The organism is Pseudomonas sp. P65(2024), from assembly GCF_057480955.1.
The window spans coordinates 181,074-205,315 of record NZ_JBLIYX010000004.1 but is presented as its reverse complement, the minus strand read 5'-3'; the positions used below and the strand labels follow the sequence as shown (position 1 = coordinate 205,315).

Below are 24,242 nucleotides of genomic sequence, written 5' to 3'. Positions count from 1 at the left end.
ACATCATGGACATGCAGATCCCCGGATTCGATATCGAGCGCGAGCTTGGCCAAGGCGCCATGGCCAGCGTGTACCTCGCCACCCAGCGTTCCCTGCAGCGCAAGGTGGCGCTGAAGATCATGGCGGCGAGCCTGGCCGCCGACCCGACCTTCTGCGAGCGCTTCCTGCGTGAAGGACGCACCCTGGCGCGGCTGGCGCACCCGAACATCGCCACCATCCACGACATCGGCAATGTCGGCGAGCTGTACTACATGGCCATGGAGTACCTGCCCAGCGGCACGCTCAAGGAGCGCATCGCCGATGGGCTGACGCCCGGGCAAGGCCTCGCCTACGTGCGCCAGATCGCCCAGGCGCTGGGTTATGCCCATGCCGAGGGCCTGGTGCACCGCGACGTCAAGCCGGCCAACATCCTGTTCCGCGCCGACGGCACCGCGGTGCTGTCGGACTTCGGCATCGCCAAGTCGCTGGATGACCGCACCCAGTTCACCCAGGCTGGCTTCGCCGTCGGCACGCCGAGCTACATGAGCCCGGAGCAGGCGCGCGGCATGGAGATCGACGGCCGCGCCGACCTGTATGCGCTGGGCGTGGTGCTCTACGAGATCCTGGTCGGCAAGCTGCCTTATAGCGGCACCGACGCGCTGTCCACGGCGTTGGCGCACCTGACCGAGCCGCTGCCGGAGTTGCCCATCGAGCACGGCCGCTACCAGGACATCCTGCGTGGCCTGCTGGCCAAGGACCCCAATGAGCGTTTCGCCGATGCGGCGGCGTTGCTGGCCGCGCTGGACCGCCTGACGGTCCAGGCGCCGGTCGAGGACAACGACAGCACATTGGTGCGCCCGCTGCCGATCCCGCCGCCGGCCACCACCCCGCAACCGGTGTCCATCGACATTCCGCAAGCCCTTCCTGTGGCCGAGCCTGTACGGCGGCCCGAACCCAAGCCTGCTCCCGCCGTGAAGTCCGGATCGAACAAACCGGCCAAGGCCGTGCTGGCGGTGGCGATCGCGGCGGCGCTGGGATTGGGTGGTGCGTTCTTCTGGCTGCTCGGCGGCAGTGACGCGCCCGCGCCAGAAACACCGGTGGCGCAGACGCCCGCCGACAGCGTGGCTCCCGCCGAACCCAAGATCACGCCTGTCGCCGCCTCGGACGATGGCCGCCCATTGCTGATGCCCGGCAAGAAGACCCTGTTCCAGCGTGTGCTGACCAAGCCCGATGCCCAGCTGGTGGCCCAGCCCGGCGATGCCTCGGGCGAGAAACTGCCGGCCTTCTCCGTACTCTACGTCTACCAGCGCAAGGATGTCGGCGGCCAGGCCTGGGTCCAGGTCGGCGCCGCCAGCGACGGCCAGCGCGATGGCTGGCTGCCGGCCGCGCAGACCAGCGACTGGAAACAGAGCCTGGTGCTCAAGTTCACCGAGCGCTCGGGCCGTTCGCCGGTGATGTTCATGCGTCAGGTGGACGATGTGCAGCACCTGCTCGACGACACAGCCCAGGCCCGCGACAGCCTGCTCAAGGCGCAGAACCACCCCGACCAGGTGCCGCAGGTGATGGCCCTGGAGCCGGCGGCCAGCGCCGTGCCGCAGAACCAGTTCTACCTGATGCCGATCTTCGACTACCGCGAAAGCTTCGACGCCGGCGGCCAGCCGGTGCAGTTGCTCAACATCGCCTCCATCGACCCCGGCGCCAGTGCCCGCGACAGCGCGCCCAAGGCGGCCGGCGTGGCGGCGGTCGGTGACAACAGCTTCCGTACCGGCATCGTCCTGGTGGTGGACACCTCGGTGTCCATGCAGCCCTATATCGACCGCGTACGCCAGGTGGTCAGCGAGCTGCAGCAGCAACTGGCGGCCCGGGGCGAGCTGGACAGCGTCAGCTTCGGCCTGGTGGGTTTCCGCAACAACATCAAGCGCACCCCGGGCCTCGAGTACCTGAGCAAGACGCTGGTCAGCCTGGAAGAGGGCCGGGATCCGGCGCGCTTCCTCAAGGCCGCCTCGCAGGTCAAGGCCACCAGCGTTTCCAGCCATTCGTTCAACGAAGATGCCTTCGCCGGGGTGATGCAGGCCGTCGAGGGCATGGACTGGTCCGGCTACGGCGGGCGCCTCATCCTGCTGGTCAGCGATGCCGGCGCACTGCGCAAGAGCGACCCGTTCAGCAGCACCCAGATGAACGAGGCCGAGGTGCGCCAGGCCGCGCTGAGCAAGCAGATCAAGATCTACGCCCTGCACCTGCGCACCCCGGCCGGGGTAAAGAACCACGGCGCGGCCGAAAGCCAGTACCGCGTGCTCACCGCCGACAGCAACCCGCAGATTGGCGACCTCTACGTCGGCGTGCCGGGGGGCGAGGTCGGCGTGTTCGGCGAGCGCGTGCGCGAGATCGGCTCGACCTTCGCCGAGCTGGTGCACCAAGTGCGCAACCAGCAACCACAGCCGGTGCCGCTGCTGACCTCGGCCTCGGGGCTGGCCGCCAAGTCCCAGGCCATCGGCTATGCCATGCACATGGACTTCCTCGGCCGCCATGGCGCGAGCCAGGCGCCGCAGCTGGTCAGTGCCTGGACCGCCGACCGCGACCTGACCAACCCGACGCTGCCCACCCTGCAGGTGTGCGTGATGCTCACCAAGCTGCAACTCAACGACTTGCAGCAGTCGCTCAAGCTGATCGTCGATGCCGCGCGCAAGACCCGCAGCTCGCCGGGCGACTTCTTCAACGAGATCGCCAGCGCCAGCGCCTATATGAGCCGCGACCCTGGCGCCCTGCGCAAGGGCGCCAACCTGGCCCAGGGCGGGGTGCTCGGCGAGTACCTCGATGGCCTGCCGTACCGCAGCAAATCCCTGAGCATGACCCAGGACTTGTGGCTGTCGCTGTCGGTGGCCGAGCAGGAGGACTTCATCGACGAGCTGGACTCGAAGATCCGCCTTTACGAGACCTTCCACAACGACATGGCCAACTGGGTGCGCTTCGGCAACGCCGAGCCGGGTGACGCCCTGTACCGTGTCCCGCTGTCGACGCTGCCGTGATGATCCGCCTGGACGGGGTGCGCAAGACGCGCGGACAAGATGCCCAGCGCTACAGCCTGCAAGTCGACCGGCTGCACCTGGCCGTCGGCGAGCGGGTGGCGCTGGTCGGCCCCAGCGGTTGCGGCAAGAGCACCTTGCTCGACCTGCTGGCGCTGGTGCTGGCGCCGGATGCGGCGCAGGGCTTCGTCCTCGGTGGCGAGGATGTCGCCGGGCTGTGGCGCGGCCGTCAGCTCGACCGCCTGGCCAGCTGGCGCAGCCGTCACCTTGGCTACGTGCTGCAGGCGGGTGGGCTGCTGGGTTTTCTCGATGTGCGCGGCAACATCCGCCTGCCACGCCAGTTGCTGGGGCTTGGGGATGACGGCAGCGTCGAGCGTCTGGCCGAAGCGCTGGATGTGCACGACCAGCTGGGCAAGAAACCTGCCGCCCTGTCCCTCGGCCAGCGTCAGCGGGTCAGCTGCGCCCGCGCCCTGGCCCATGCCCCGACGCTGCTGCTGGCCGATGAACCGACCGCCGCGCTGGACCCGGTCAACGCCGAGCGGGTGATGCAACTGTTGCTGCGCGAGGCCGAGGCGCGCCAGGTGACCTGCGTGGTCGCCACTCACGACGAGGCCCTGGCCCGCCAGGCCGGGCTGACGGTGCTGCGCATGGCTTGCCGGCGCGAGGCCGACGGCGGCGTCACGGCAACGCTGGAGCGGGCCGCCTGATGCGCCCGCTGCTGATCGCCGGGCTGGCCTGGCAGGACTACCGCAACGATGCGCGGCTGTCGGCGTGTGGCGTGTTGGCGCTGGTGGCGGTCATCGCGCCGTTGCTGGTGCTGTTCGGCCTGAAGTTCGGCCTGGTCGGCAGCCTCACCGAGCGCCTGCAGCGCGACCCGGGCGTGCGCGAGATCATTCCCTTGGGCGGCGGGCGCTTTCGCGCCGAGTTCCTCGACGAACTGGCACAGCGTCCGGGAGTGGCCTTCGCCATCCCGCGCACCCGCCAGATCGCCGCCACCGCCGAACTGCTGTTGCCCGCCCACGGGCGTGGCCTGACGGTTGAAATGCTGCCTACCGCCGAGGGCGATCCCTTGCTGGCCCAGGTCGCTGCCCCATCGGGGCTGCAACAGGTGGTGCTGAGCTTTACCGCCGCGGAAAAGCTCGGTGCCAGGGCCGGGGACGAGCTGCAGGCCAGCTTCAGCCGCCAGCAGGCCGGGCAGATGCAATGGCGGCAGACGCGCCTTCAGGTCATCAGCGTGTTGCCCCTGGCCGCGTTCGAGCGCGATGGTCTTTTCGCGTCGTTGCAGTTGCTCGAAGCCGTCGAGGACTACCGCGATGGCCGCGCGGTGCCGGCACTGGAGTGGCAAGGCGAGGCGCAAGGCCCCCTGGCGCAGCGGGTATACCCGGCGTTTCGCCTGTATGCCCGCGAGCTGGCCGATGTCGAGCCACTGCGCCAGTTCTTCGCCGAGCGCAAGCTGCTGGTCTCGACCCAGGCCGCACAGATCGCCCAGGTGCAATCGCTCAGCCGCAACCTCGACCTGGTGTTCTGGATCATCGCCAGCCTGGCTGTGGCCGGCGCCGTGGCGGCCATCGCCGCGGGCGCGGTGGCGGCGGTGGAGCGCAAGCAGCGCGAGCTGGCGGTGCTGCGCCTGCTGGGCTTCGGCACCGCCGCGCTGCTGTTGTTCGTGGTGCTCCAGGCGCTCTACAGCGGCCTTCTGGCCGCCGCCGTGGCGGGACTGTTGTACCTGCTGGCCGAACACGGCCTGAACCGGCTTTTCATGCAGGTGCCCGGCGAGTTCGCCAGCCACCTGCTGCCCATGCACTACCTCGTTGCGTTGTGTGCCGTGCTGCTGGCCAGCACTGCCGCCGCCGCCCTGGGCGGCTGGCGGGTAGCGCGCATCGAGGCTTGCCAAGGAATACGTGATGTCTGATCGCCGTCTCGGGGCTGCCACCCTGATCCTCACCGCGCTGAGCCTGGGTGCCTGCTCCCCGGCCGATGGCGACGACAAGGCCAAGCCGGCCGTGCAGTCGCAGGCCGCAGCCGACAGCAAGTTCGACAACCCCAAGCCGTTGCCGGGCGATGTCAGCCTGCCGCTGCCCTGTGGCGGCGAACTGGTGCTGCGCAGCGTCTATGTGCTGGCCCAGGGCAGCCTCGACGACCGCGAGGTCAACCTCGGCTACCCGTTCAGCGAAGGCGAGGCCGGCTACAAACAGTCGTTCATCTCCGGTTACCGACGCGACTTCATCAACGGCCAGTTCAGCCTGCAGGACTTGGCGCCGCAGTGGCAGAAGGCGGTCGGCCCGAGCCTGCCAAAGGTCGAGAAAGGCAGCCCGCTCACGCCGATGATGTACTTCATCGGCAAGTACGAAGTGACCGCCCGCCAGTACGCCCAGGTGATGGCCCAGGCGCCGTCGCTGGCCGGCGGCGACGCGGCGCCGGCCTGCGAGGCGAACAACGACGCGGCGGGGCGCCTGCCCAAGGTCAAGCTGTCGCGCTTCGAGGCCGAACGTTTCGCCGCCGTCTACAGTGCTTGGCTGATGAAGCACCATCGCGACCTGCTGCCGGTCAGTGGCCGTGGCAGCAAGGCCGAGGACGGTGGCACCGGTTTCGTGCGCCTGCCCACCGAAGTCGAGTGGGAGTTCGCCGCCCGTGGTGGTTCGGCGGTCAGCCGCCAGGAACTGGAAGGACGGTTGTTCCCGCGCAAGGTCGAAGGCGCCGACAGTGAAGGACCGCTGGCCGACTTCGCGGTGTTCAACCAGGTCGCCGGCGGCACCGGGCAGGCGGCGCGGCTGATGCCGATCGGTACCAAGCAGCCCAACCCGCTGGGCTTGTTCGACGTGATCGGCAACGCCGCCGAGATGGTCCAGGAGTCGTTCCAGCTGGTCAACGCCGGGCGCCTGCAGGGCGCCTATGGTGGCTTCGTGGTCAAGGGCGGCAACTACCTCGAGGGCGAGGGCACCCTCTTCACCGGCATGCGCCGCGAGTATCCGCTGTTCGGCGCCGACGGCACCGAGCAGCGCAACGAGACCACCGGTTTTCGCGTAGCCATCGGTGCCCTGTCGGCCCCGCGCTCACGCTACCAGGAACTGTTCGAGCAGTGGCAGAAGGAAGGCCGGCTGGCCGGCCTGACCGACGACATCGACGCCGCCCAGGACCCGACCAAGCGCCTGGACAGCATCATCGCCGCCGCCACCGACCCGCGCCAGCAAGCCGAGCTCGGCCTGGTCAACGAAGAGCTCAAGCGCAACGTCTCGTTGATCGCCCGCCAGCGTGAAGAGGCCGCCGGCAACCTGATCCAGTCCGCCGCCCTGGTGGCCGAGACTGTCAACAACTACAACATCCGCCTGACCAACCTGCAGGCCACCCAGGCCAAGGCCGAGGCCTCGGGCGACCAGACCAGCGCGCGCATGTACGGCGCCGCCATCGCCAATGGCCGCGCCGCCCTCGACGGCGCCGTGGCGATCTACATCGACAACCTGGCCAGTGGCACGCGCTACACCGACGCGGTGATCCAGGCGCAGTTCCAGCGGGTCAAGGAAGAGCTCAATCGCAAGCCGGTCCTGGGCAACAGCCTGGTGACCCGCGCCACCCTGTTCGTCCGCCACGTCGGGGAGTACCGCCAGAACCGGCGGGCCGATCCGGCGACGATCCTCAAGGAGCTGCTGGCATCGGCCGCCCCGCGACCCTAAGGACAGCTTCGACAGAAAGGACTCCCGGGTGGCACGAAGCCTCCGGATACCGAGAAACCCCAGAAGAGAAACCAGACCATGTTCACCCGCAAACCCCTGATCACTGCATCCCAGGCCCGTACCGCGCTGCTGCTGGCAGCCGGTTTCAGCACCGTGCTGTTGAGCGGTTGCGCCAGCTCGCCCGTGTCCAAGGTCGGCGCCACGACCAAGGTCGAGTACTACCCCAACTGCTACGAGCCGGTGCAGCACCTGCGCTCCACCGACGGTGACATGACCCGCTCGGTCGCCACCGGCGCGCTGCTCGGCGCGGTCGGCGGCGCCCTGACCGGCGCCCTGGTCGACAAGGAAAACCGTGGCCGCAATGCCGCCATCGGTGCCGCCGGTGGCGCCCTGGTCGGCGGCGCGGCCGGCTACTACACCGAGCGTCAGAAGCAGATCAGCGACGACAAGCAGCGTATCGCCTCGTACGCCACCGATATCGACAAGAGCGCCGCCGACCTGGACCGCACCACCGCCTACGCCAAGTCGTCGCAGTCCTGCTACCAGCGCGAGTTCGCCAGCCTGATCCAGAACCGCAAGGCCGGCCGCATCAACGACACCGAAGGTCGCAAGCGCCTGGCCGAGATCGTTGCCGGCCTGCAGGAGTCGAACAACCTGCTGACCACCGTCAACGGCCGCCTGGGTGAGAACCTGAACAACTACACCCAGGCCTACGAGCAGGACCTCAAGCAGGTCGGCGTCGCGCGCACCGACGTGGTCGCCGTGGCCGAGCCGCCGAAAGTGGCGACCACCGGCAAGAAGAAGAACGTGAAGAAGGTCCAGCCGGCCAAGACCAACACCAAGGTGCCACAGGAAGCGGTGGCCACCGAGAAGACCCTGCAGAACGCCAACGGCAAGAAAGCCGAGGCCCAGCAAGTGGCCAAGGCGGGTACCGACCAGGTCAACGCCATGTGCCGCAACCCGGACATGGGTGACTGGGCGCCGGTGCCGTGCCCGAACGTGTGATGCCTTGAGCGCCTGTGGGATCGGGTGAACCTGTTCCCACGGGTGTGCTGCTATCTGTGTAAGGAAACCACCCCGTGACAGATCTTCTGGTCAACTCCCTGGCCAACAACTCCCAGTTCCTGGCACGCCAGCGCATCCAGGCGCGGATCAACCTGCCGCAGATGTTCGCCGCCATCGACGCCGACCCGCGTATCGTCGGTGCCGGTGTGGTGTACATCGACGCCGAATACAACATTGTCACCCTGCGTGAGTTTCAGCCGATCTGCAGCATCCGCCCCAAGCGCGTGATCCTGCGCGAGATCAAGAAGTACCAGACACCTGACCAGTACACCCAGCAGCTGCAGCACAATCCGCGCGAGTCGCGGGTGGTCAAGGAGGCGGTCAACACGACCCTTTCCTGCGCCGGCGCTGTGATCGGCTGGTTCGTGGTGTTCAGTGGCACCATTGCCGCACCTTTTTCCGGCGGTACCAGCCTGGTACTGACCTATATCGGTGGCGCCGCCGCCACCGCCAGCAGCATCCAGTGCGGCATTGGTGTAATGCGCACGGTGCGTGAAGTGACCAACCCAGCGGCCAACGATGCCCTCGATGAGAACCAGTGGTACCAGGCCGCCTCGATGGTGCTCGATGGCGTCTCGTTGCTGGGGGTCGGCGCGTCGGGCCTGAGTACGTTGAAGTACCTGCAAGTACACAAGGCCGCCACGGGGCGGAGCTGGCTGGAGTTGTCCAAGAGCCTCAGCCGCCAGCAGCGCAAGGCGCTGACCGACGAGCTGCTGTCGATCAAGCACCCGAGTCTGACGGCCAAGCAGATCAAGTTGCAGCAGGCGGCAGGGACCATGACCAAGCGCTACACCCCGACCGAGATCAGCCACGCCACGCAGACCCTGATGCGCGACTCGCTCGGTGCCACCTTCGGGTTGGCCGGGAGTGCAACGGTGCAGAGCATCGCCGTAGGGCTATACGAAGAGATCGAGTGATGATGAAGCCTGCGCAATTCCAGACTTTCATGCGCCGTTACTTCCCGACGTTCTTGCTGGGGTTTTTCATTTGCCTCCTGTCGGCGGCGTTGTCAGCAACACTGTGGATCGACAGTCACTGGCGTAATCACCCGGACAACCCCTTGTTCACCATGATGTCCAGCGCTGTGCTGGTCTTGCTGCTATGTTCCGGGCATTTCGCGATGGTCCGCGGCTTCACATGGGCAGCATGGGTGGTGCTCCCTGTACCCACAGTGGCCTTGCTGATGGCGTTGAGCTTGCTCGGTAGCGGTGTGAATGCTGTGTTGCTGGCAATTTTGCTGGCGCTGCCATTGCTCGCGCTGCTGGTTTTCAACAGCCAGCGGCATCGGGAAATGCGCCGGCGGTTGGTGGAACTGCGCAAGGTGCGGCGTTAGCGAACGGCGCTACAGCTCTGCCACCAGGGCTTCCACCTGCTCCTGCCGCTCGGCCTGGCTGACCCGCGCCCCGCTATTGAGCGTGGACCACTGCGGATGCGCCCGTGCCCTGCGCAGTGCCTCGGGCAGCTTGCCCTCGCGCCAGCCCTTGTCGTCGGCAGGGGCCAGGCGAATGCTGTCCTGCGCCGCGTGCCCGCGTCCTTCCAGGGCCGTGACCAACTGCTGCTGACGCAACGCCAGCAGGCGCAGCACGGCGTCATCCACCGTCAATTCGCGCTGGCCCTTGAGCTTGCCCATCAGGCGCGAGCCGTAGTTGCGCGCGGTCTGCAAGGCGCCGCCGGCGATGGCGCCCGCGAGCGCGGCGGCGCCCAGGGTCAGGCCGCCCACCAGCAGGTCGACGCCCGCGCCTGCCGCCGCGCCCGCCGCCACGCCGCTGCCCAGGCGCACACCGAGCAGCTTCAGGGTTTCCGGGTTGAACAGGTCGTCGCCCCAGCGGCCGTCGAGCAGCGGCAGGTCACCGGCATTGGCATCCTCGCGGCGGAACGCATAGAGCTTGAGCAGCGACTCGACACAGCGTTGCTCGCGCTGGCGTACATCCTGGCGCAGGGCTTCGATGGCCCGTGCCTCGGCGGCAGGCTCTGCCTCGACGCTGCGTCGGCAGGCGGCGCAATCGAGCAGCAGCTCGGCGATCAGGCGTTTGCCGCTGTGCCGGCGGGCCTGGCGCTGGGCCTGCTGGTCGTCGATCAGCCGTTGCAGCGCCGGGCGGGCATCTTCCAGCAGCAGTGCCAGGCTTTCGTAGAGGCGGCGCTCGCCGTCCTCGGGTGGGGCTACGCTGTCGAAGCGCACCAGCGCATGCAAGCCCAGGCGTGCCAGGGCCTCACGCCATTCCGGCTCGCGGTGCTTGCTGCTGGCGACGAAGTTGAGCACCGGCAGCAGCGGCTTGCCACAACCGGCCAGTACTTCCAGTTCGTCGCGGTACTTGGCCAGCACCGGTTCGCGGGCGTCGATCACATAGAGGCCGGCGTTGCTCGCCAGCAGTTGGCGCAGCACCTTGGCTTCCTGTTCGAAGCGCTGGCGCGCCTCGCTGCCCTGGAGGAAACGCTCCAGGCGGGCGGGGCCGTCCAGGCGTTCGCCCGGACGTTCGAGGCGCTCCAGGTAGTCGAGCAGGGCGATGGCGTCTTCCAGGCCTGGGGTGTCGTACAGCTCCAGCAGCGGCTCGCCGTCCACCGACAGGCGCGCGCCTTCCACATGGCGGGTGGTGCTGGGGCGGTGGGAGACCTCGCCGAAGCCGACGTCGCGGGTCAGGGTGCGCAGCAGCGAGGTCTTGCCGACGTTGGTGTGGCCGACCACGGCCAGTTTCAGCGGCTCAGTCATGGCCATGCTCCAGCCAGGTCACGGGCGAAGTGTCGGCGTGGGCCAGGCCCAGCCGGTCGAGGGCCTCGTGCCAATCGCCCAGGCGTGCCGCGTCCAGGACCTGGCCCGGTTGTGCCTGCAGCAGCCAGATACGGGTGGCGCCGGCATTGCGCGCCAGCTCGGCGAGCAACGCCAGGCTGCCGCGGTCCGGCGAGCGGCGTGGGTCGCAGGCGATGGCCAGGCGTGCCGGGGGGAAGCGGCTCAGTTGTTCGAGCAGCTTGTTGCGCGACTCCCGGCTGTCGAGCACGCCGGCGTGGGTGATCGACTTGGGCAGGGCGGGTGGCCAGGGGCGCTGGTCGTCCAGCTCCAGGCCGACCAGCAAGGCGCCGCTGCTGCCGCTCTCCAGCTGGCCGGCTTCGAAGCGCGGCAGGGTGTCGGGGGCAGGGTCCTGCACGCCAATGCGTTCGCTGCGCGGCATCAGCGCTTCGCGCAGCTGGGCGTAGCCGGGCAGGTCGAGGTCCAGCGTCAGGCGCTCGCGACCCTGGCGCCAGCGCCACAGGCACAATGCGGCCAGCGCCAGGCGCGGCAGCAGGCCGTAGACCAGCACCACGCCGAGCAGCCAGCTGGCCCAGGCCTGGCGCGCCAGGTCGAGCGCGGGCAGGGTGGCGCCGCTGGCGCGGATCATGGTTTCGTCCGGCACGGCGAAGCCGAGCAGCGAGGGCAGGGCGCCAAGGGCCTGGGTCAGGGTGATGAAAGGTTGCGCGGCGAGCAGCGTGGTTTCCCAGACGAACCCGTAGCGCCGGGTCGCCAGCAGGGCCAGGAGCATGCCCAGCGCGGCGAGCATCGCCAGCAGCCACAGGCCATGCACCAGCAGGCCGAGCAACCAGCGGTTCAGGCGCTGGCGCTGCAGCAGCACCAGCAACGCCGGGGCCAGCTGCGCGGCCTTGGCGTCGCGGGCCAGGCGCTCGCTCAGCCACAGCCAGAGGCGGCCCAGCGTCGCGCCCTGCTCGCCGGCAAGAAAGAAGCCCACGGCCCAGCCGAGCAGTAGCAGAAGGTTGAGCCCGAGCAGGCTGCCCAGGGCCCAGAACACATTCACCGGCCGCTGGCCGTCGCCCAGGGCCGCCAGCCCCAGGCCGGCGCCGCTGAGCACGGCCAGGAGCATCAGCGCCAGCAGCGCCAGGCGCGCGCCCTGCTTCCAGTGGCGCAGTGCCGTGTCCATGCCGTCGCGCTCGGCCAGCCACAAGGCGCGGGCCTCGATGCGCGTAGCGAGGTCGCCGCCTTGCTGGCGGGCGCGACGGTTGGCTTCCTGGTCCTCCAGGGGACCGGCGTGTTCCTCGCGCAGGCGTATCGCTTCGGTTAGCCAGCGCTTGTCGAGTGGAGTCGGTGCCGTCACAAGCTCTTCCATTGCACAGGTCAGTGCGCAAGCATAACCCACGTGCCCGGTGCTATCCTCGCCGGCATGAACACATCACTCCCCCTCAGCCTGATCGCGGCGCTCGCCGAGAACCGTGTGATCGGCATCGACAACTCCATGCCCTGGCACCTGCCGGGGGATTTCAAGTACTTCAAGGCCACCACCCTGGGCAAGCCGATCATCATGGGGCGCAAGACCTGGGATTCACTGGGGCGGCCACTGCCGGGGCGGTTGAATATCGTCGTCAGCCGTCAGCCGGGCCTGCAACTGGCCGGGGCCGAGGTGTTCGCTTCGCTGGAAGAGGCACTGGTGCGCGCCGAGCAGTGGGCGCGGGAGCAGGGCGTCGGCGAGCTGATGCTGATCGGTGGCGCGCAGCTGTATGGGCAGGCGCTGGACAAAGGGCTGGTGAGCCGGATGTACCTGACCCGAGTGGAGCTGTCTCCCGAGGGTGATGCCTGGTTCCCAGAGTTCGATCGCGGACAGTGGCAACTGAGCGCGAGTGAGCCGCAACCTGCCGAAGGACACGGGCCGGTTTATCACTTCGAAGTCTGGGACAAGGTCTGAAAACCTGGGGCTGCGCAGCAGCCCCAGCGATCTATCAGGAATGACTCAACTCAGCATGCTCATCCCCGCTCAGCACCTGCTGATCAGTCTGCTTGAGCAACTGGCTGGTAACCACCCCCGCGGTCATCGAACCATTCACGTTCAACGCCGTACGCCCCATGTCGATCAGCGGCTCCACCGAGATCAGCAAGGCTACCAGTTCCACCGGCAAGCCCATGGCCGGCAGCACGATCAGCGCGGCGAAGGTTGCGCCGCCACCCACGCCGGCCACACCGGCCGAGCTCAGGGTGACGATGGCCACCAGGGTGGCGATCCACAGCGGGTCAAAGGTGTCGATGCCCACCGCCGGAGCCACCATCACTGCGAGCATGGCAGGGTAGAGCCCAGCGCAGCCGTTCTGGCCGATGGTCGCACCGAACGAGGCGCTGAAACTGGCGATCGACTGTGGCACGCCCAGGCGCTGCGTCTGCGCCTCGATGTTCAGCGGAATGCTGGCGGCGCTGGAGCGGCTGGTGAAGGCGAAGGTCAGCACCGGCCACACCTTGCGCAGGAAGCGCAGCGGACTGACGCCGGTCAGCGCCAGGATCACCCCATGGACCACGAACATCAGGCCCAGGCCGATGTATGACACCACCACGAAGCTGCCCAGCTTGAGGATGTCCTCGAGGTTGGAGCTGGCCACCACCTTGGTCATCAAGGCCAGCACGCCATAGGGGGTGAGTTTCATCACCAGGCGTACCAGGCGCATCACCCAGGCCTGCAGCACGTCGATGGCAGACAGGGCGCGCTCGCCCTTGTCCTTGTCGTCCTTGATCAGCTGCAGCGCGGCCAGGCCCAGGAACACGGCGAAGATCACCACGCTGATGATCGAGGTTGGCTTGGCCCGGGCCAGGTCGCCCACCGGGTTGGTCGGGATGAAAGAGAGCAGCAGTTGCGGGATGTTGAGGTCGGCGACCTTGCCCGCGTAGTCGTTGTGGATGGCCTGCAGGCGGGCGCTTTCCTGGGCGCCGGCCACCAGCCCCTCGGCGGTCAGGCCGAACAGGTTGGTCAGGGCAATGCCGATCAGCGCCGCGATGGCGGTGGTCAGCAGCAGGGTGCCGATGCTCAGCACGCTGATCCGGCCCAGGCTCGAGGCGTTGTGCAAGCGCGCGACGGCGCTGAGGATGGAGGCGAAGATCAGCGGCATGACGATCATTTGCAGCAAGCCGACATAGCCGTTGCCGACCAGGTCGAGCCAAATGAGGGTGGCCTTGAGCACCGGGTGGCCGGCGCCGTAGATCGTGTGCAGGACCAGACCGAACACCACGCCCAGCACCAGGCCCAACAGCACTTTCTTGGCCAGGCTCCAGTCGGTGCGGCGGGTTTGCGCCAGGCCCAGCAGCAGGGCCAGGAACGCCAGCAGGTTAAGTGACAGCGGCAGGTTCATTGAAGCTCCAGGAAAAGGCGGAAGAGGCATCGCCTCTGTGAGCGATTACGAACGGAAATGCTAACAGCCTGAAAACAAACGAATTTATACCTAAAGGTAATTTGCATAGTCGCTTATGGAATAACGGCTGGTCGCTTTTGGCAATGAACATGACGTTTGCAGTTGTCTCGGGGTCGCTCACGCGTGGCTGTTTGTCACAGTTCGGGACTAGGGTTGAGCGGCCACGTCTTTGGGAGAACCGCACATGATGTCTGCTCCGAGAATCCTTGCCGGCAGCCTGGCCCTGTTGCTGAGCGCCAGCAGCTGGGCAGCCACCGAGCTCAAGCACTGGCCGGCCGAGGCCGCGCAGAAGCTCGACGCGATGATTGCCGCCAACGCCAACAAGGGTAACTACGCGGTGTTCGACATGGACAACACCAGCTACCGCTTCGACCTTGAGGAAGCGCTGTTGCCGTTCATGGAAAACAAGGGCCTGCTGACCCGCGACAAGCTCGACCCCTCGCTCAAGCTGATCCCGTTCAAGGACACCGCCGAGCACAAGGAGAGCCTGTTCAGCTACTACTACCGCCTGTGCGAGCTCGACGACATGGTCTGCTACCCCTGGGTAGCCCAAGTGTTCTCGGGCTTCACCCTCAAGGAGCTGAAGCAGCAGGTCGATGAGCTGATGGCCTCGGGCAAGCCGATCCCCAGTACCTATTTCGAGGGGGATCAGGTCAAGACCATCGAGGTGCAGCCGCCCAAGGTATTCACCGGCCAGGCCGAGCTGTACAACAAGCTGATGGAGAACGGCATCGAGGTTTATGTCATTTCCGCGGCCTCCGAAGAGCTGGTGCGCATGGTCGCCTCCGATCCCAAGTATGGCTACAACGTCAAGCCGCAGAACGTGATCGGCGTGAGCCTGCTGCTCAAGGACCGCGCCAATGGCCAGCTGACCACGGCGCGCAAGCAAATTACCGCCGGGCACTACGATCCCAAGGCCAATGAAGGCCTGGAGCTGACGCCTTACCTGTGGACCCCGGCCACCTGGATGGCCGGCAAGCAGGCGGCCATCCTCACCTACATCGATGAGTGGAAGAAACCGGTGCTGGTGGGCGGCGACACCCCAACCAGCGATGGCTACATGCAGTTCCACGGTGTGGATGTGGGCAAGGGCGGCATCCATCTGTGGATAAACCGCAAGGCCAAGTACATGGATCAGTTGAACGGCATGATCGCCAAGAACGCGGCGGCCCAGGCCAGGGAAGGGCTGCCGGTGACGGCGGACAAGAACTGGGTGATCGTGACGCCGGAGCAGATCCAGTAGCCGACGCCGCTCCCGCAGGGGCTCGGCGGAATAAAAAACCGGCGCTCAGGGCGCCGGTTTTTTTACCTTCAGAGCCTCACAGCCCGTCGAGCATCGCCTTGTTGCGCACAGCGCCCTTGTCGGCGCTGGTCGCCAGCAGGGCGTAGGCCTTCAGTGCGGTGGTCACCTTGCGTGGGCGCACTTCGGCCGGCTTCCAGCCTTTCTTGTCCTGCTCGATACGACGCTCGGCCAGTTCTTCATCGCTGACCAGCAGGTTGATCGAACGGTTCGGGATGTCGATCAGCACCTTGTCGCCATCACGCACCAGGCCGATGGCGCCGCCCGCTGCCGCTTCCGGCGAGGCGTGGCCGATGGACAGGCCCGAGGTCCCGCCGGAGAAGCGGCCATCGGTGAGCAGCGCGCACGCCTTGCCCAGGCCCTTGGACTTCAGGTACGAGGTCGGGTAGAGCATCTCCTGCATGCCCGGGCCGCCTTTCGGGCCTTCGTAGCGGATGATGACGATGTCGCCAGCCTTCACTTCGTCGGCGAGGATGCCGCGTACCGCGCTGTCCTGGCTCTCGAAGATCTTCGCGGTGCCTTCGAACACGTGGATCGACTCATCGACACCGGCGGTCTTCACCACACAGCCGTCCAGGGCGATGTTGCCATACAGCACGGCCAGGCCGCCCTCTTGCGAGTAGGCGTGCTCGATGCTGCGAATGCAGCCGTTTTCGCGGTCGTCGTCCAGGGTTTCCCAGCGGGTCGACTGGCTGAACGCGGTTTGCGTCGGGATACCGGCCGGGCCTGCCTTGAAGAAGGTGTGCACGGCTTCGTCATCGGTCTGGGTAATGTCCCACTTGGCGATGGCCTCTTCCATGCTTGGGCTGTGCACGGTCGGCAGGTCGGTGTGCAGCAGGCCGCCACGGGCCAGCGAGCCGAGGATGCTGAAAATGCCGCCGGCGCGGTGCACGTCTTCCATGTGGTACTTCTGGATGTTCGGCGCCACCTTGCACAGCTGCGGTACCTTGCGCGACAGGCGATCGATGTCGCGCAGGTCGAAGTCCACCTCGGCCTCCTGCGCTGCGGCCAGCAGGTGCAGGATGGTGTTGGTCGAGCCGCCCATGGCGATGTCGAGCATCATGGCGTTCTCGAACGCCTTGAAGTTGGCGATGCTGCGCGGCAGTACCGACGCATCGTTCTCGCCGTAGTAGCGTTTGCACAGCTCGACGATGGTGCGGCCGGCGGTGAGGAACAGCTGCTCGCGGTCCGAGTGGGTGGCCAGGGTCGAACCGTTGCCCGGCAAGGCCAGACCCAGGGCCTCGGTCAGGCAGTTCATCGAGTTGGCGGTGAACATACCGGAGCATGAACCACAGGTCGGGCAGGCGCTACGCTCGTACTCGGCGACTTTCTCGTCGCTGGCGGTGGAGTCGGCGGCGATCACCATGGCGTCGACCAGGTCCAGGCCGTGGCTGGCCAGCTTGGTCTTGCCGGCTTCCATCGGACCGCCGGAGACGAAGATCACCGGGATGTTCAGGCGCAGGGCGGCCATCAGCATGCCGGGGGTGATCTTGTCGCAGTTGGAGATGCAGACGATGGCGTCGGCGCAGTGGGCGTTGACCATGTACTCGACCGCGTCGGCGATGATCTCGCGGCTGGGCAGCGAGTAGAGCATGCCGTCATGGCCCATGGCGATGCCGTCGTCCACGGCGATGGTGTTGAACTCTTTCGCCACGCCACCGGCGCGTTCGATCTCGCGGGCGACCAGTTGACCCAGGTCCTTCAGGTGCACATGACCCGGGACGAACTGGGTGAACGAGTTGGCGATGGCGATGATCGGTTTCTTGAAGTCTTCGTCCTTCATCCCGGTGGCGCGCCACAGGGCACGGGCACCGGCCATGTTGCGGCCTTGGGTGGAAGTCTTGGAACGATAATCAGGCATGGAGCGCTCCTGGCGGCTAAATCACGTCACGTAAATAGGGAGTGAGCTTCTCTTGTCCTGAAACGCCGAAGGCCGGTTGCCGCTGGCAAGGATGGGGGCCGAAGACCTCGCGGGATCGCCGCAGGCTCGACCAGAGCTCATAAACCCGCCGGGGATGTCTGGCGATGAATGGCTCGATTCTACACCGCCACGCCCGCTAGGGAATGGCGTTGTGACAATTGGCTGTCCCCAGCCCGCAAGGTAAAGGCCTTGGCGTGGTCCGGGCGGGTTTGGGTAGACTTGCGCGCTTCCTGTTCCACTGGCCAAAAGGATTTGCAATGCCAGCGCCAAGTCGCTCCTTATTGTTCTACGTCGTCATCGGCCTGATCCAGGGCCTGGTGCTGCTCACCACCGTGAAGGGGCAAGGCGAGCTGCTTGGCTTCAACCTGTCGGTAGCCCTGTGCGCCGCGGTGGTCGTGGCCGGCGTGAACCTGCAACTGCTCGGCAGCGCGGTGCGCCAGCGTGGCACCGGCTGGCTGGTGTTGGGCCTGACCCTGCTGATCAGCGGGATCAGTGCCGGGGTCCTGGGTAGCGAGCGTATGGGCTGGCTGCAGCAGACCTGGTTCCTGGCCGCCGTCGTGCTGGGCTACATAGGCACCGCGTTCATTCTTGCCTGGCCGACCCGCGAAGGGGTGGCGCCGCGCTATGAGGACCTGTTCCGGCATGCCTGGAACAACGTGTTCATCCTGTTCCTGGCGCAAATGCTGACTGGCCTGTTCTGGCAGTTGCTGTGGTTGTGCGCGCTGCTGTTCGGCATGCTTGGCATACCGCAGGTCACGGATGTGGCGGAGTCTGCGGTGTTTCTCTGGCTGGTACTGCCGGTGGTGTTCTCCCTGGGGATGCGCATGGGGCGGGAGAACGAAAAGATCATCGGCCTGCTGCGCGGCATCCTGTTGACGCTGTGCCGCTTCCTGTTGCCGCTCAGCGCGCTGATCGCCGTGCTGTTCACCCTGACGTTGCCGCTTTCCGGCCTGCAGCCTGTGTGGGACACCGGTTACTCGACCAGCCTCCTGCTGGTACTGGCAGGCATCAACCTGTTCCTGGTCAACGGGGTGTTCCAGGACGGCCGACAACCCAGCGTCTACCCTGCGCCGCTCAAGCGCCTGGTGGAGGCCAGCCTGGTGTGCCTGCCGGTGCTGGTGGGCCTGGCGGCCTACGCAAGTTGGCTACGCATCGATCAGTACGGTTTGACACCCTCACGGATCATGGCGGTGTTGCTGGTGGGCGTGATGCTGGTACATGGCTTGGCGGCGGTCTGGGCGGTGGTGGCTTCGCGCCAGGGATGGCTGAACAGTCTGCGCGTGAGCAATCCGTGGATCGCTCTGCTCAGCGCGGTGCTGATAGTGCTGTTCTATACACCGTTGCTCGACCCGCAGGTGTTGAGTGCGAAGAGTCAGGTCGAGCGCCTGCTCGGTGGGCGCACGCCGATTACCGAGTTCGATGCCGGGACCTTGTACCGCGACCTCGGTCAGCCTGGGCGTGCCGCCTTCGAGCAACTGGAGAAGCGGCTGGAAACGGATGAGCTGTTCGATGCGGGCCGCCGCGAGCAATTGCTGGGGATGATGGCGCAGGTGCGTCGGCCGGAAGTGGTCGAAACGCAGGGTCCGACGTTCGAGTGGCTGGGGCCGGTGCAGTCCACCAGCGAGTCACTGGCCGATTCGACGCTTGCTCAAAGCCAGTGCGGTGGCAAGGGATGCTACTTGTGGGCGGTCGATCTGGATGGTGATGGGCACAATGAAGTGTTGATGATCCCCCGGCACACCTATGCATCGAGTGTGTTCGTGTTCACCTGGGAGGAGCGCGAGTGGCGTGAAGTGGGCAGCCTGAGCGGCAGCATGGAAAACCTCGAGGGCCTGGCCAAAGGCATTCGCGAGGGCGCGGTGAAACTGGTGGCGCCGCGTTACAAGACGCTCAGCATCGATGGCCAGGAACTGGTGCCGGACTTCAGGCGGTAGCGGTTGGCGCGCATGGGCGTGAGCGTTTGAGGGAGCTGGGGCCGCAGAGCGGCCCCGGAACAAGCACCACTTAGCTGTTGGGCAGCAACCTGCAGGTGATGCTCTTGATGTAGCGGGTCTCGGCAATCGCCGGGTGCACCGGGTGGTCCGGGCCCTGGCCGCCGCGCTCGAGCATTTGCAGGTTGCGGTCCAGGTGGCGGGCGCTGGTCAGCAGGATGTTGTTCAGGTCGTCCTCGGGCAGGTGCATCGAGCACGAGGCGCTGACCAGGATGCCGTCCTTGGTGAGCATGCGCATGGCCTGTTCGTTGAGGCGGCGGTAGGCGGCCTCGCCGTTCTTCAGGTCCTTCTTGCGCTTGATGAAGGCGGGCGGGTCGGCAATGATCACGTCGAAACGCTCTTCGGCGGCCTTCAGCTCGCGCAGGGCCTCGAATACGTCACCTTCGATGCAGGTCAGTTTTTCGCTGATGCCGTTCAGCGCGGCGTTACGCTCAACGCCATCGAGGGCAAAGCCGGAAGCATCCACGCAGAAGACTTCGCTGGCGCCGAACGCACCGGCCTGCACGCCCCAGCCACCGATATAGCTGAACAGGTCGAGCACACGCTTGCCCTTGACATAGGGGGCCAGGCGGGCGCGGTTCATGCGGTGGTCGTAGAACCAGCCGGTCTTCTGGCCTTCGCGTACCGGAGCCTCGAACTTCACGCCGTTCTCTTCCAGCGCGACCCAGTCTGGCACTTCGCCGTAGACGGTCTCGACATAGCGGCCGAGGCCTTCGGCGTCACGGGCGGCGGAGTCGTTCTTGAACAGGATGCCGCTCGGCTTCAGCACCTGGACCAGGGCGGCGATGACGTCGTCCTTGTGCGCTTCCATGGTGGCCGAGGCCAGCTGTACCACGAGGATGTCGAAGAAGCGGTCGACCACCAGGCCCGGCAGCAGGTCGGAATCGCCGTAGACCAGGCGGTAGCACGGCTTGTCGAACAGGCGCTCGCGCAGCGACAGGGCGACGTTCAGGCGGTGCACCAGCAGCGACTTGTCCAGCGGCAGCTTGACGTCGCGCGACAGCAGACGGGCGCAGATCAGGTTGTTCGGGCTCATCGCCACTACGCCCAGGGGCTTGCCGTTGGCGGCCTCGAGGATGGCCTGCTGGCCGGCCTTCAGGCCCTGCAGCGGGGTCGCGGCGACGTCGACTTCATTGCTGTAAACCCACAGGTGGCCGGCGCGCAGGCGGCGGTCGGCATTGGCTTTGAGGCGAAGGCTGGGCAGGGACATGACGTCGCTCCGGGAAAAAAGAGCGGGAGTATACCGTGTTGGCCTCAGGTTCGCTGATGGGTTCGACCAAGTGGTCCGCGCCCATGGCTAAAGAAATTTTGGGGTCCAACGATCCACTGATAGTTACCCTACCGGCGTACAGGGTTAGAATCCCCCGTCCCCAGCGAGAATGCACGAATGTCCCAGGAACTTACCGCCGAACAGATCCAGCAAGCCCTGCAGGGCATCACCATCCCGCCGCAGCCGCAGATCATGGTCGACCTGCAGTTCGAGCAGTACATGCCCGACCCGGACCTTGAGACCATCGCCAAGCTGATCAGCCAGGACCCGGGCCTTTCCGGCGCCTTGCTGAAACTGGTCAACTCGGCGCAGTTCGGCCTGGCGAACAAGATCGGTTCGATCCAGCGCGCCGTGAACCTGCTGGGCAGCCGTTCGATCATCAACCTGATCAACGCCCAGTCGATCAGGGGTGAAATGACCGACGAGACCATCGTCACCCTCAACCCGTTCTGGGACACCGCCCAGGACGTGGCCATGACCTGCCTGACCCTGGCCAAGCGCACCGGCATCCAGGCGGTGGACGAGGCCTACACCCTGGGCCTGTTCCACGACTGCGGCGTGCCGTTGATGCACAAGCGTTTCCCCAACTACATGGAAGTGCTGGAGGAGTCCTACGCCAAGACCAATGACGAGGTCCGTGTGGTGGACACCGAGAACCGCGTGTTCAACACCAACCACTCGGTGGTCGGCTATTTCACCGCCAAGTCCTGGCGCCTGCCGGAGCACATCAGCGCCGCCATCGCCAACCACCACAACGCCCTGGCGGTGTTCCGCGACGAATCCTCGCGCAATACCCAGACCCAGCTGAAGAACTTGCTGGCGGTGCTGAAGATGTCCGAGCACATTTGCGCCTCCTACCGCGTGCTGGGCAACCAGAGCGTCGATCACGAGTGGAACATGGTTGGCCCGCTGGTGCTGGATTACATCGGCCTGACCGAATACGACTTCGAGCAGCTCAAGCAGAACATCCGCGAAATGGGCGGGCACTGAGTCATGCCGGAACTGCCAGAGGTCGAGACGACGCGGCGCGGCATCGCGCCCCACCTGGAAGGGCAGCGGGTCAGCCGCGTGGTGGTGCGCGACCGGCGCCTGCGCTGGCCGATCCCGGAAGACCTCGACGTGCGCCTGTCGGGGCAGCATATCGTCAGCGTCGAGCGCCGCGCCAAGTACCTGCTGATCAACGCTGAGGTCGGCACCTTGATCAGTCACCTGGGTATGTCGGGCAACCTGCGCCTGGTCGAACTGGGCTTGCCGGCGGCCAAGCACGAGCATGTGGATATTGAGCTCGAGTCAGGGCTGATGCTGCGCTATACCGACCCGCGCCGTTTCGGGGCCATGCTCTGGAGCGTCGATCCGCTCAACCATGAACTGCTGATTCGCCTGGGGCCGGAGCCGCTGACCGAGCTGTTCGACGGCGAGCGGCTGTTCCAGCTGTCCCGGGGGCGCTCGATGGCGGTCAAGCCGTTCATCATGGACAACGCCGTGGTGGTGGGCGTGGGCAACATCTACGCCACCGAAGCACTGTTCGCCGCCGGGATCGACCCGCGCCGCGAGGCAGGTGGAATCTCCCGGGCGCGCTACCTGAAGCTGGCGATCGAGATCAAGCGGGTGCTGGCGGCGGCCATCGAGCAGGGCGGGACCACCTTGCGCGACTTCATCGGAGGCGATGGGCAGCCGGGGTACTTCCAGCAGGAACTGTTCGTCTATGGACGCGGTGGTCAGCCGTGCAAGGTGTGTGGCACCGAGTTGCGTGAAGTGAAGCTGGGGCAGCGGGCGAGCGTGTTCTGCCCGAAATGCCAGCGTTGATGCCGCAGGCCTTGTTGGCTCGCTCTCGTTGGAGCGGGCTTGCCCCGCGACAGGGCCGGATCAGTCGACTATCGCCGCCTGCCCTACACCCCTGGGGTCACTGGCCGCCTCCACGGTCCCGCCAGCTTTGTCCCAGTACAGCACCTGCTGATTCCCGTATTGGCGCCCGACATCCTTCAGCCGATATCCACGCTCCTCGAGCTGGGCCATTTGCCCAGAACTGAACGTCCCCGGCTCATGCTCCACCACATCCGGCAGGTACTGATGGTGATAGCGCGGCGTCGCCGGCCACTCGGCCACCGGCCGTCCTTCGAGGAACCCCATCACCGACAGCAGCACCATGCTCGGAATCCGGCTGCCGCCCGGCGTGCCGAAGCTGGCGAACTGGCTGGGGCTTTCGATGAAGGTCGGGCTCATGCTCGACAAGGGCCGCTTGCCCGCCGCCACCGCGTTGGCCTGGCTGCCGGCCAACCCATAGCTGTTGCTGCCGGTGGGGTCGGCGGCGAAGTCGTCCATCTCGTTGTTCAGCACCACGCCGGTGCCGGGCACGCTGAATGCCGCGCCGAATGGCAGGTTGACCGACAGCGTGGCGGACACGGCATTGCCGTCGGCGTCGATCACCGTGAAGTGGGTGGTGTGGTCGCCTTCGCGCCAGGCCGGTGAAGGGGGCAGGGCGCTGCTGGGGGTGGCCTGGCGCACGTCGATGCTGTCGGCCAGGCCGGTCAGGTACTGGCGCGCCAGCAGGCGGTTGATGGGGTTGGCCACGTAGTCCGGGTCGCCCAGCAGGCCACGGTCGCGGTAGGCGCGGCGCAGCACTTCGATAACATAATGGCTGCGCTGCACCGGTTCGGCGCTCTGCCAGGGCAGGCGCTGGAGCATGGCCAGGCTCTGGGCCAGGGCCACGCCACCGGCCGAGGGCGGTGGACTGCTGATCAGCTCGCGCTGGTCGGCCAGTGGATAGCGCAGCGGCTCGCGCCAGGCGGTGTGGTAGCCGGCGAGGTCATCGAGGGTCCAGACACCGCCGGCCTGGCGCACGCCGTCGACCAGGCGGTGGGCCGTCGGGCCACGGTAGAAGCCGTCGCGGCCGTGCTCGGCCATGGCCTGCAGGGTCGCGGCCAGTTCCGGTTGGCGAATCACCGTGCCGAGTGCCGGTACGTCGTTGCCGGCGAGGAACAACCGGGCGCTTTCGGCATTGTCGCGCAGGGCGCTCAGACGCATGGTCGCGCGGTCGCGGTAAATGCGGTCGACGGCAAAGCCCTGGTTGGCCAGGCGGATGGCCGGGGCCAGGCTGTCCTTGAGCGGCAGCTTGCCGTGGGTCGCGGCCAGGTCGGCCAGTGCCTGGGGCAAGCCAGGGATGGCAGCGGCCAATGGGCCGTTGATCGACAATCCTGGTTGGACCTTGCCATTCTTCAGGTACATGTCGGCCCGGGCGGCGGCCGGGGCGCGCTCGCGGGCGTCGAGGAAGGCATAGCGTGGGCTGTCAGCGCTCTCGCGCAGCAGGAAGAACCCGCCGCCGCCAAGGCCGGAGCCGTAGGGTTCGACAACGGCCAGCGTGGCGCCGATGGCCACGGCGGCATCGAAGGCATTGCCGCCTTGCTGCAGGATCTGCCTTGCCGCCGCGGTGGCTTCACCGTGCGGGCTGGCGATCGCCGCCTGGCCTGGCCCGGCGGCCAGGGCGCCATGGGCCAGCAGCGCCAGGAGGGCGCCGAGGGCTGCGTGGCGAAGCGCGGCGACGAACGGCATCAGGCCTTGCCGGTGATCCGGCGGTATTTGGCCATCAGTTCGTCTTCGGTTTCCGGGTGGGCTTCATCCAGGGGGATGCAGTCCACCGGACAGACTTGCTGGCACTGGGGCTCGTCATAGTGGCCGACACACTGGGTGCACAGGTTCGGGTCGATCACATAGATCTCTTCGCCTTGCGAGATGGCGGCGTTCGGGCACTCGGGTTCGCAGACGTCGCAGTTGATGCAATCGTCGGTGATGATCAGGGACATGGGGACTCCGGCCGGGGCGTTGGGCCCGGGCATGGTTCAAAGCGATGGGCACAATTGTGCCGGATTCGCGCCCGC

At 66.6% G+C, this 24,242-nt stretch carries 19 protein-coding genes; 12 read left to right on the top strand and 7 right to left on the bottom strand.

The window, feature by feature from the left end; translation table 11 throughout:
* Positions 1–5 precede the first annotated feature (5 nt).
* The 7 genes from AC25MA_RS08455 (at position 6) to AC25MA_RS08425 (ending at position 9,068) form a co-directional block, all read left to right on the top strand.
* Entirely contained in the window at positions 6–3,005 is a 3,000-nt protein-coding gene (locus AC25MA_RS08455) for a serine/threonine-protein kinase (protein ID WP_280063894.1), read from the top strand.
* Positions 3,005–3,709: an ABC transporter ATP-binding protein gene (locus tag AC25MA_RS08450; protein ID WP_028689162.1), complete on the top strand. Its 705-nt coding sequence runs from the start codon at positions 3,005–3,007 to the stop codon at positions 3,707–3,709. Before AC25MA_RS08455 ends, AC25MA_RS08450 begins: the two co-directional genes overlap by 1 nt.
* Positions 3,709–4,911 (top strand): FtsX-like permease family protein, encoded by a 1,203-nt coding sequence (locus AC25MA_RS08445; RefSeq protein ID WP_062362773.1) that lies wholly within the window; start codon positions 3,709–3,711, stop codon positions 4,909–4,911. Before AC25MA_RS08450 ends, AC25MA_RS08445 begins: the two co-directional genes overlap by 1 nt.
* On the top strand, positions 4,904–6,670 hold the full coding sequence (locus AC25MA_RS08440; RefSeq protein WP_247283764.1) for a formylglycine-generating enzyme family protein: 1,767 nt from the start codon (positions 4,904–4,906) through the stop codon (positions 6,668–6,670). The genes AC25MA_RS08445 and AC25MA_RS08440 overlap by 8 nt, the downstream gene beginning before the upstream one ends.
* 78 nt (positions 6,671–6,748) lie before the next feature.
* Positions 6,749–7,675 (top strand): type VI secretion system-associated lipoprotein TagQ, encoded by a 927-nt coding sequence (gene tagQ, locus AC25MA_RS08435; RefSeq protein ID WP_062362776.1) that lies wholly within the window; start codon positions 6,749–6,751, stop codon positions 7,673–7,675.
* A 74-nt stretch (positions 7,676–7,749) separates the two neighbouring features.
* Positions 7,750–8,652 (top strand): Ssp4 family T6SS effector, encoded by a 903-nt coding sequence (gene ssp4, locus AC25MA_RS08430; protein ID WP_051555624.1) that lies wholly within the window; start codon positions 7,750–7,752, stop codon positions 8,650–8,652.
* The gene (locus tag AC25MA_RS08425) at positions 8,652–9,068 is read left to right on the top strand and encodes a hypothetical protein (RefSeq protein WP_051555623.1); all 417 of its coding nucleotides are present in this window, start codon (positions 8,652–8,654) and stop codon (positions 9,066–9,068) included. The genes ssp4 and AC25MA_RS08425 overlap by 1 nt, the downstream gene beginning before the upstream one ends.
* Before the next feature lie 9 nt (positions 9,069–9,077).
* Here the strand turns inward: AC25MA_RS08425 and AC25MA_RS08420 are convergent, their stop codons facing one another.
* Both AC25MA_RS08420 and AC25MA_RS08415 read right to left on the bottom strand, forming a co-directional pair.
* Positions 9,078–10,442: a GTPase/DUF3482 domain-containing protein gene (locus AC25MA_RS08420; RefSeq protein WP_186594759.1), complete on the bottom strand. Its 1,365-nt coding sequence runs from the start codon at positions 10,440–10,442 to the stop codon at positions 9,078–9,080.
* Positions 10,435–11,826, bottom strand: coding sequence for a DUF2868 domain-containing protein (locus AC25MA_RS08415; protein WP_182322329.1), 1,392 nt, complete (start codon positions 11,824–11,826; stop codon positions 10,435–10,437). Before AC25MA_RS08415 ends, AC25MA_RS08420 begins: the two co-directional genes overlap by 8 nt.
* A 54-nt stretch (positions 11,827–11,880) precedes the next feature.
* On the opposite strand from AC25MA_RS08415, the gene AC25MA_RS08410 reads away from it, so the two are divergent.
* Positions 11,881–12,399 (top strand): dihydrofolate reductase, encoded by a 519-nt coding sequence (locus tag AC25MA_RS08410; RefSeq protein WP_182322327.1) that lies wholly within the window; start codon positions 11,881–11,883, stop codon positions 12,397–12,399.
* 34 nt (positions 12,400–12,433) lie between these two features.
* Here the strand turns inward: AC25MA_RS08410 and AC25MA_RS08405 are convergent, their stop codons facing one another.
* Entirely contained in the window at positions 12,434–13,825 is a 1,392-nt protein-coding gene (locus tag AC25MA_RS08405; RefSeq protein ID WP_486971947.1) for an L-cystine transporter, read from the bottom strand.
* Positions 13,826–14,072: 247 nt separating this feature from the next.
* Here AC25MA_RS08405 and AC25MA_RS08400 point away from each other — a divergent pair, with 247 nt between their 5' ends.
* On the top strand, positions 14,073–15,128 hold the full coding sequence (locus AC25MA_RS08400) for an HAD family hydrolase (RefSeq protein ID WP_199522820.1): 1,056 nt from the start codon (positions 14,073–14,075) through the stop codon (positions 15,126–15,128).
* 76 nt (positions 15,129–15,204) lie between these two features.
* On the opposite strand, the gene ilvD is transcribed toward AC25MA_RS08400, so the two are convergent.
* The gene (gene ilvD / locus AC25MA_RS08395) at positions 15,205–17,046 is read right to left on the bottom strand and encodes a dihydroxy-acid dehydratase (RefSeq protein WP_028689152.1); all 1,842 of its coding nucleotides are present in this window, start codon (positions 17,044–17,046) and stop codon (positions 15,205–15,207) included.
* A gap of 317 nt (positions 17,047–17,363) precedes the next feature.
* Between ilvD and AC25MA_RS08390 the strand changes: the two genes are divergently transcribed.
* Positions 17,364–19,040, top strand: coding sequence for a DUF4153 domain-containing protein (locus tag AC25MA_RS08390; protein ID WP_186594753.1), 1,677 nt, complete (start codon positions 17,364–17,366; stop codon positions 19,038–19,040).
* 70 nt (positions 19,041–19,110) lie between these two features.
* Here the strand turns inward: AC25MA_RS08390 and AC25MA_RS08385 are convergent, their stop codons facing one another.
* Positions 19,111–20,307 (bottom strand): class I SAM-dependent rRNA methyltransferase, encoded by a 1,197-nt coding sequence (locus tag AC25MA_RS08385; protein WP_050707380.1) that lies wholly within the window; start codon positions 20,305–20,307, stop codon positions 19,111–19,113.
* Positions 20,308–20,538: 231 nt separating this feature from the next.
* Between AC25MA_RS08385 and AC25MA_RS08380 the strand changes: the two genes are divergently transcribed.
* On the top strand, positions 20,539–21,357 hold the full coding sequence (locus AC25MA_RS08380; RefSeq protein ID WP_172402408.1) for an HDOD domain-containing protein: 819 nt from the start codon (positions 20,539–20,541) through the stop codon (positions 21,355–21,357).
* 3 nt (positions 21,358–21,360) lie between these two features.
* On the top strand, positions 21,361–22,173 hold the full coding sequence (gene mutM / locus AC25MA_RS08375) for a bifunctional DNA-formamidopyrimidine glycosylase/DNA-(apurinic or apyrimidinic site) lyase (RefSeq protein WP_486971294.1): 813 nt from the start codon (positions 21,361–21,363) through the stop codon (positions 22,171–22,173).
* Between the two features lie 60 nt (positions 22,174–22,233).
* Here mutM and ggt read toward each other — a convergent pair whose 3' ends face one another.
* Positions 22,234–23,916 (bottom strand): gamma-glutamyltransferase, encoded by a 1,683-nt coding sequence (ggt, locus tag AC25MA_RS08370; RefSeq protein WP_062362799.1) that lies wholly within the window; start codon positions 23,914–23,916, stop codon positions 22,234–22,236.
* A complete protein-coding gene (locus AC25MA_RS08365) occupies positions 23,916–24,167 on the bottom strand; it encodes a YfhL family 4Fe-4S dicluster ferredoxin (protein WP_011531711.1) in 252 nt (83 codons plus the stop codon). Before AC25MA_RS08365 ends, ggt begins: the two co-directional genes overlap by 1 nt.
* Positions 24,168–24,242: the final 75 nt, after the last annotated feature.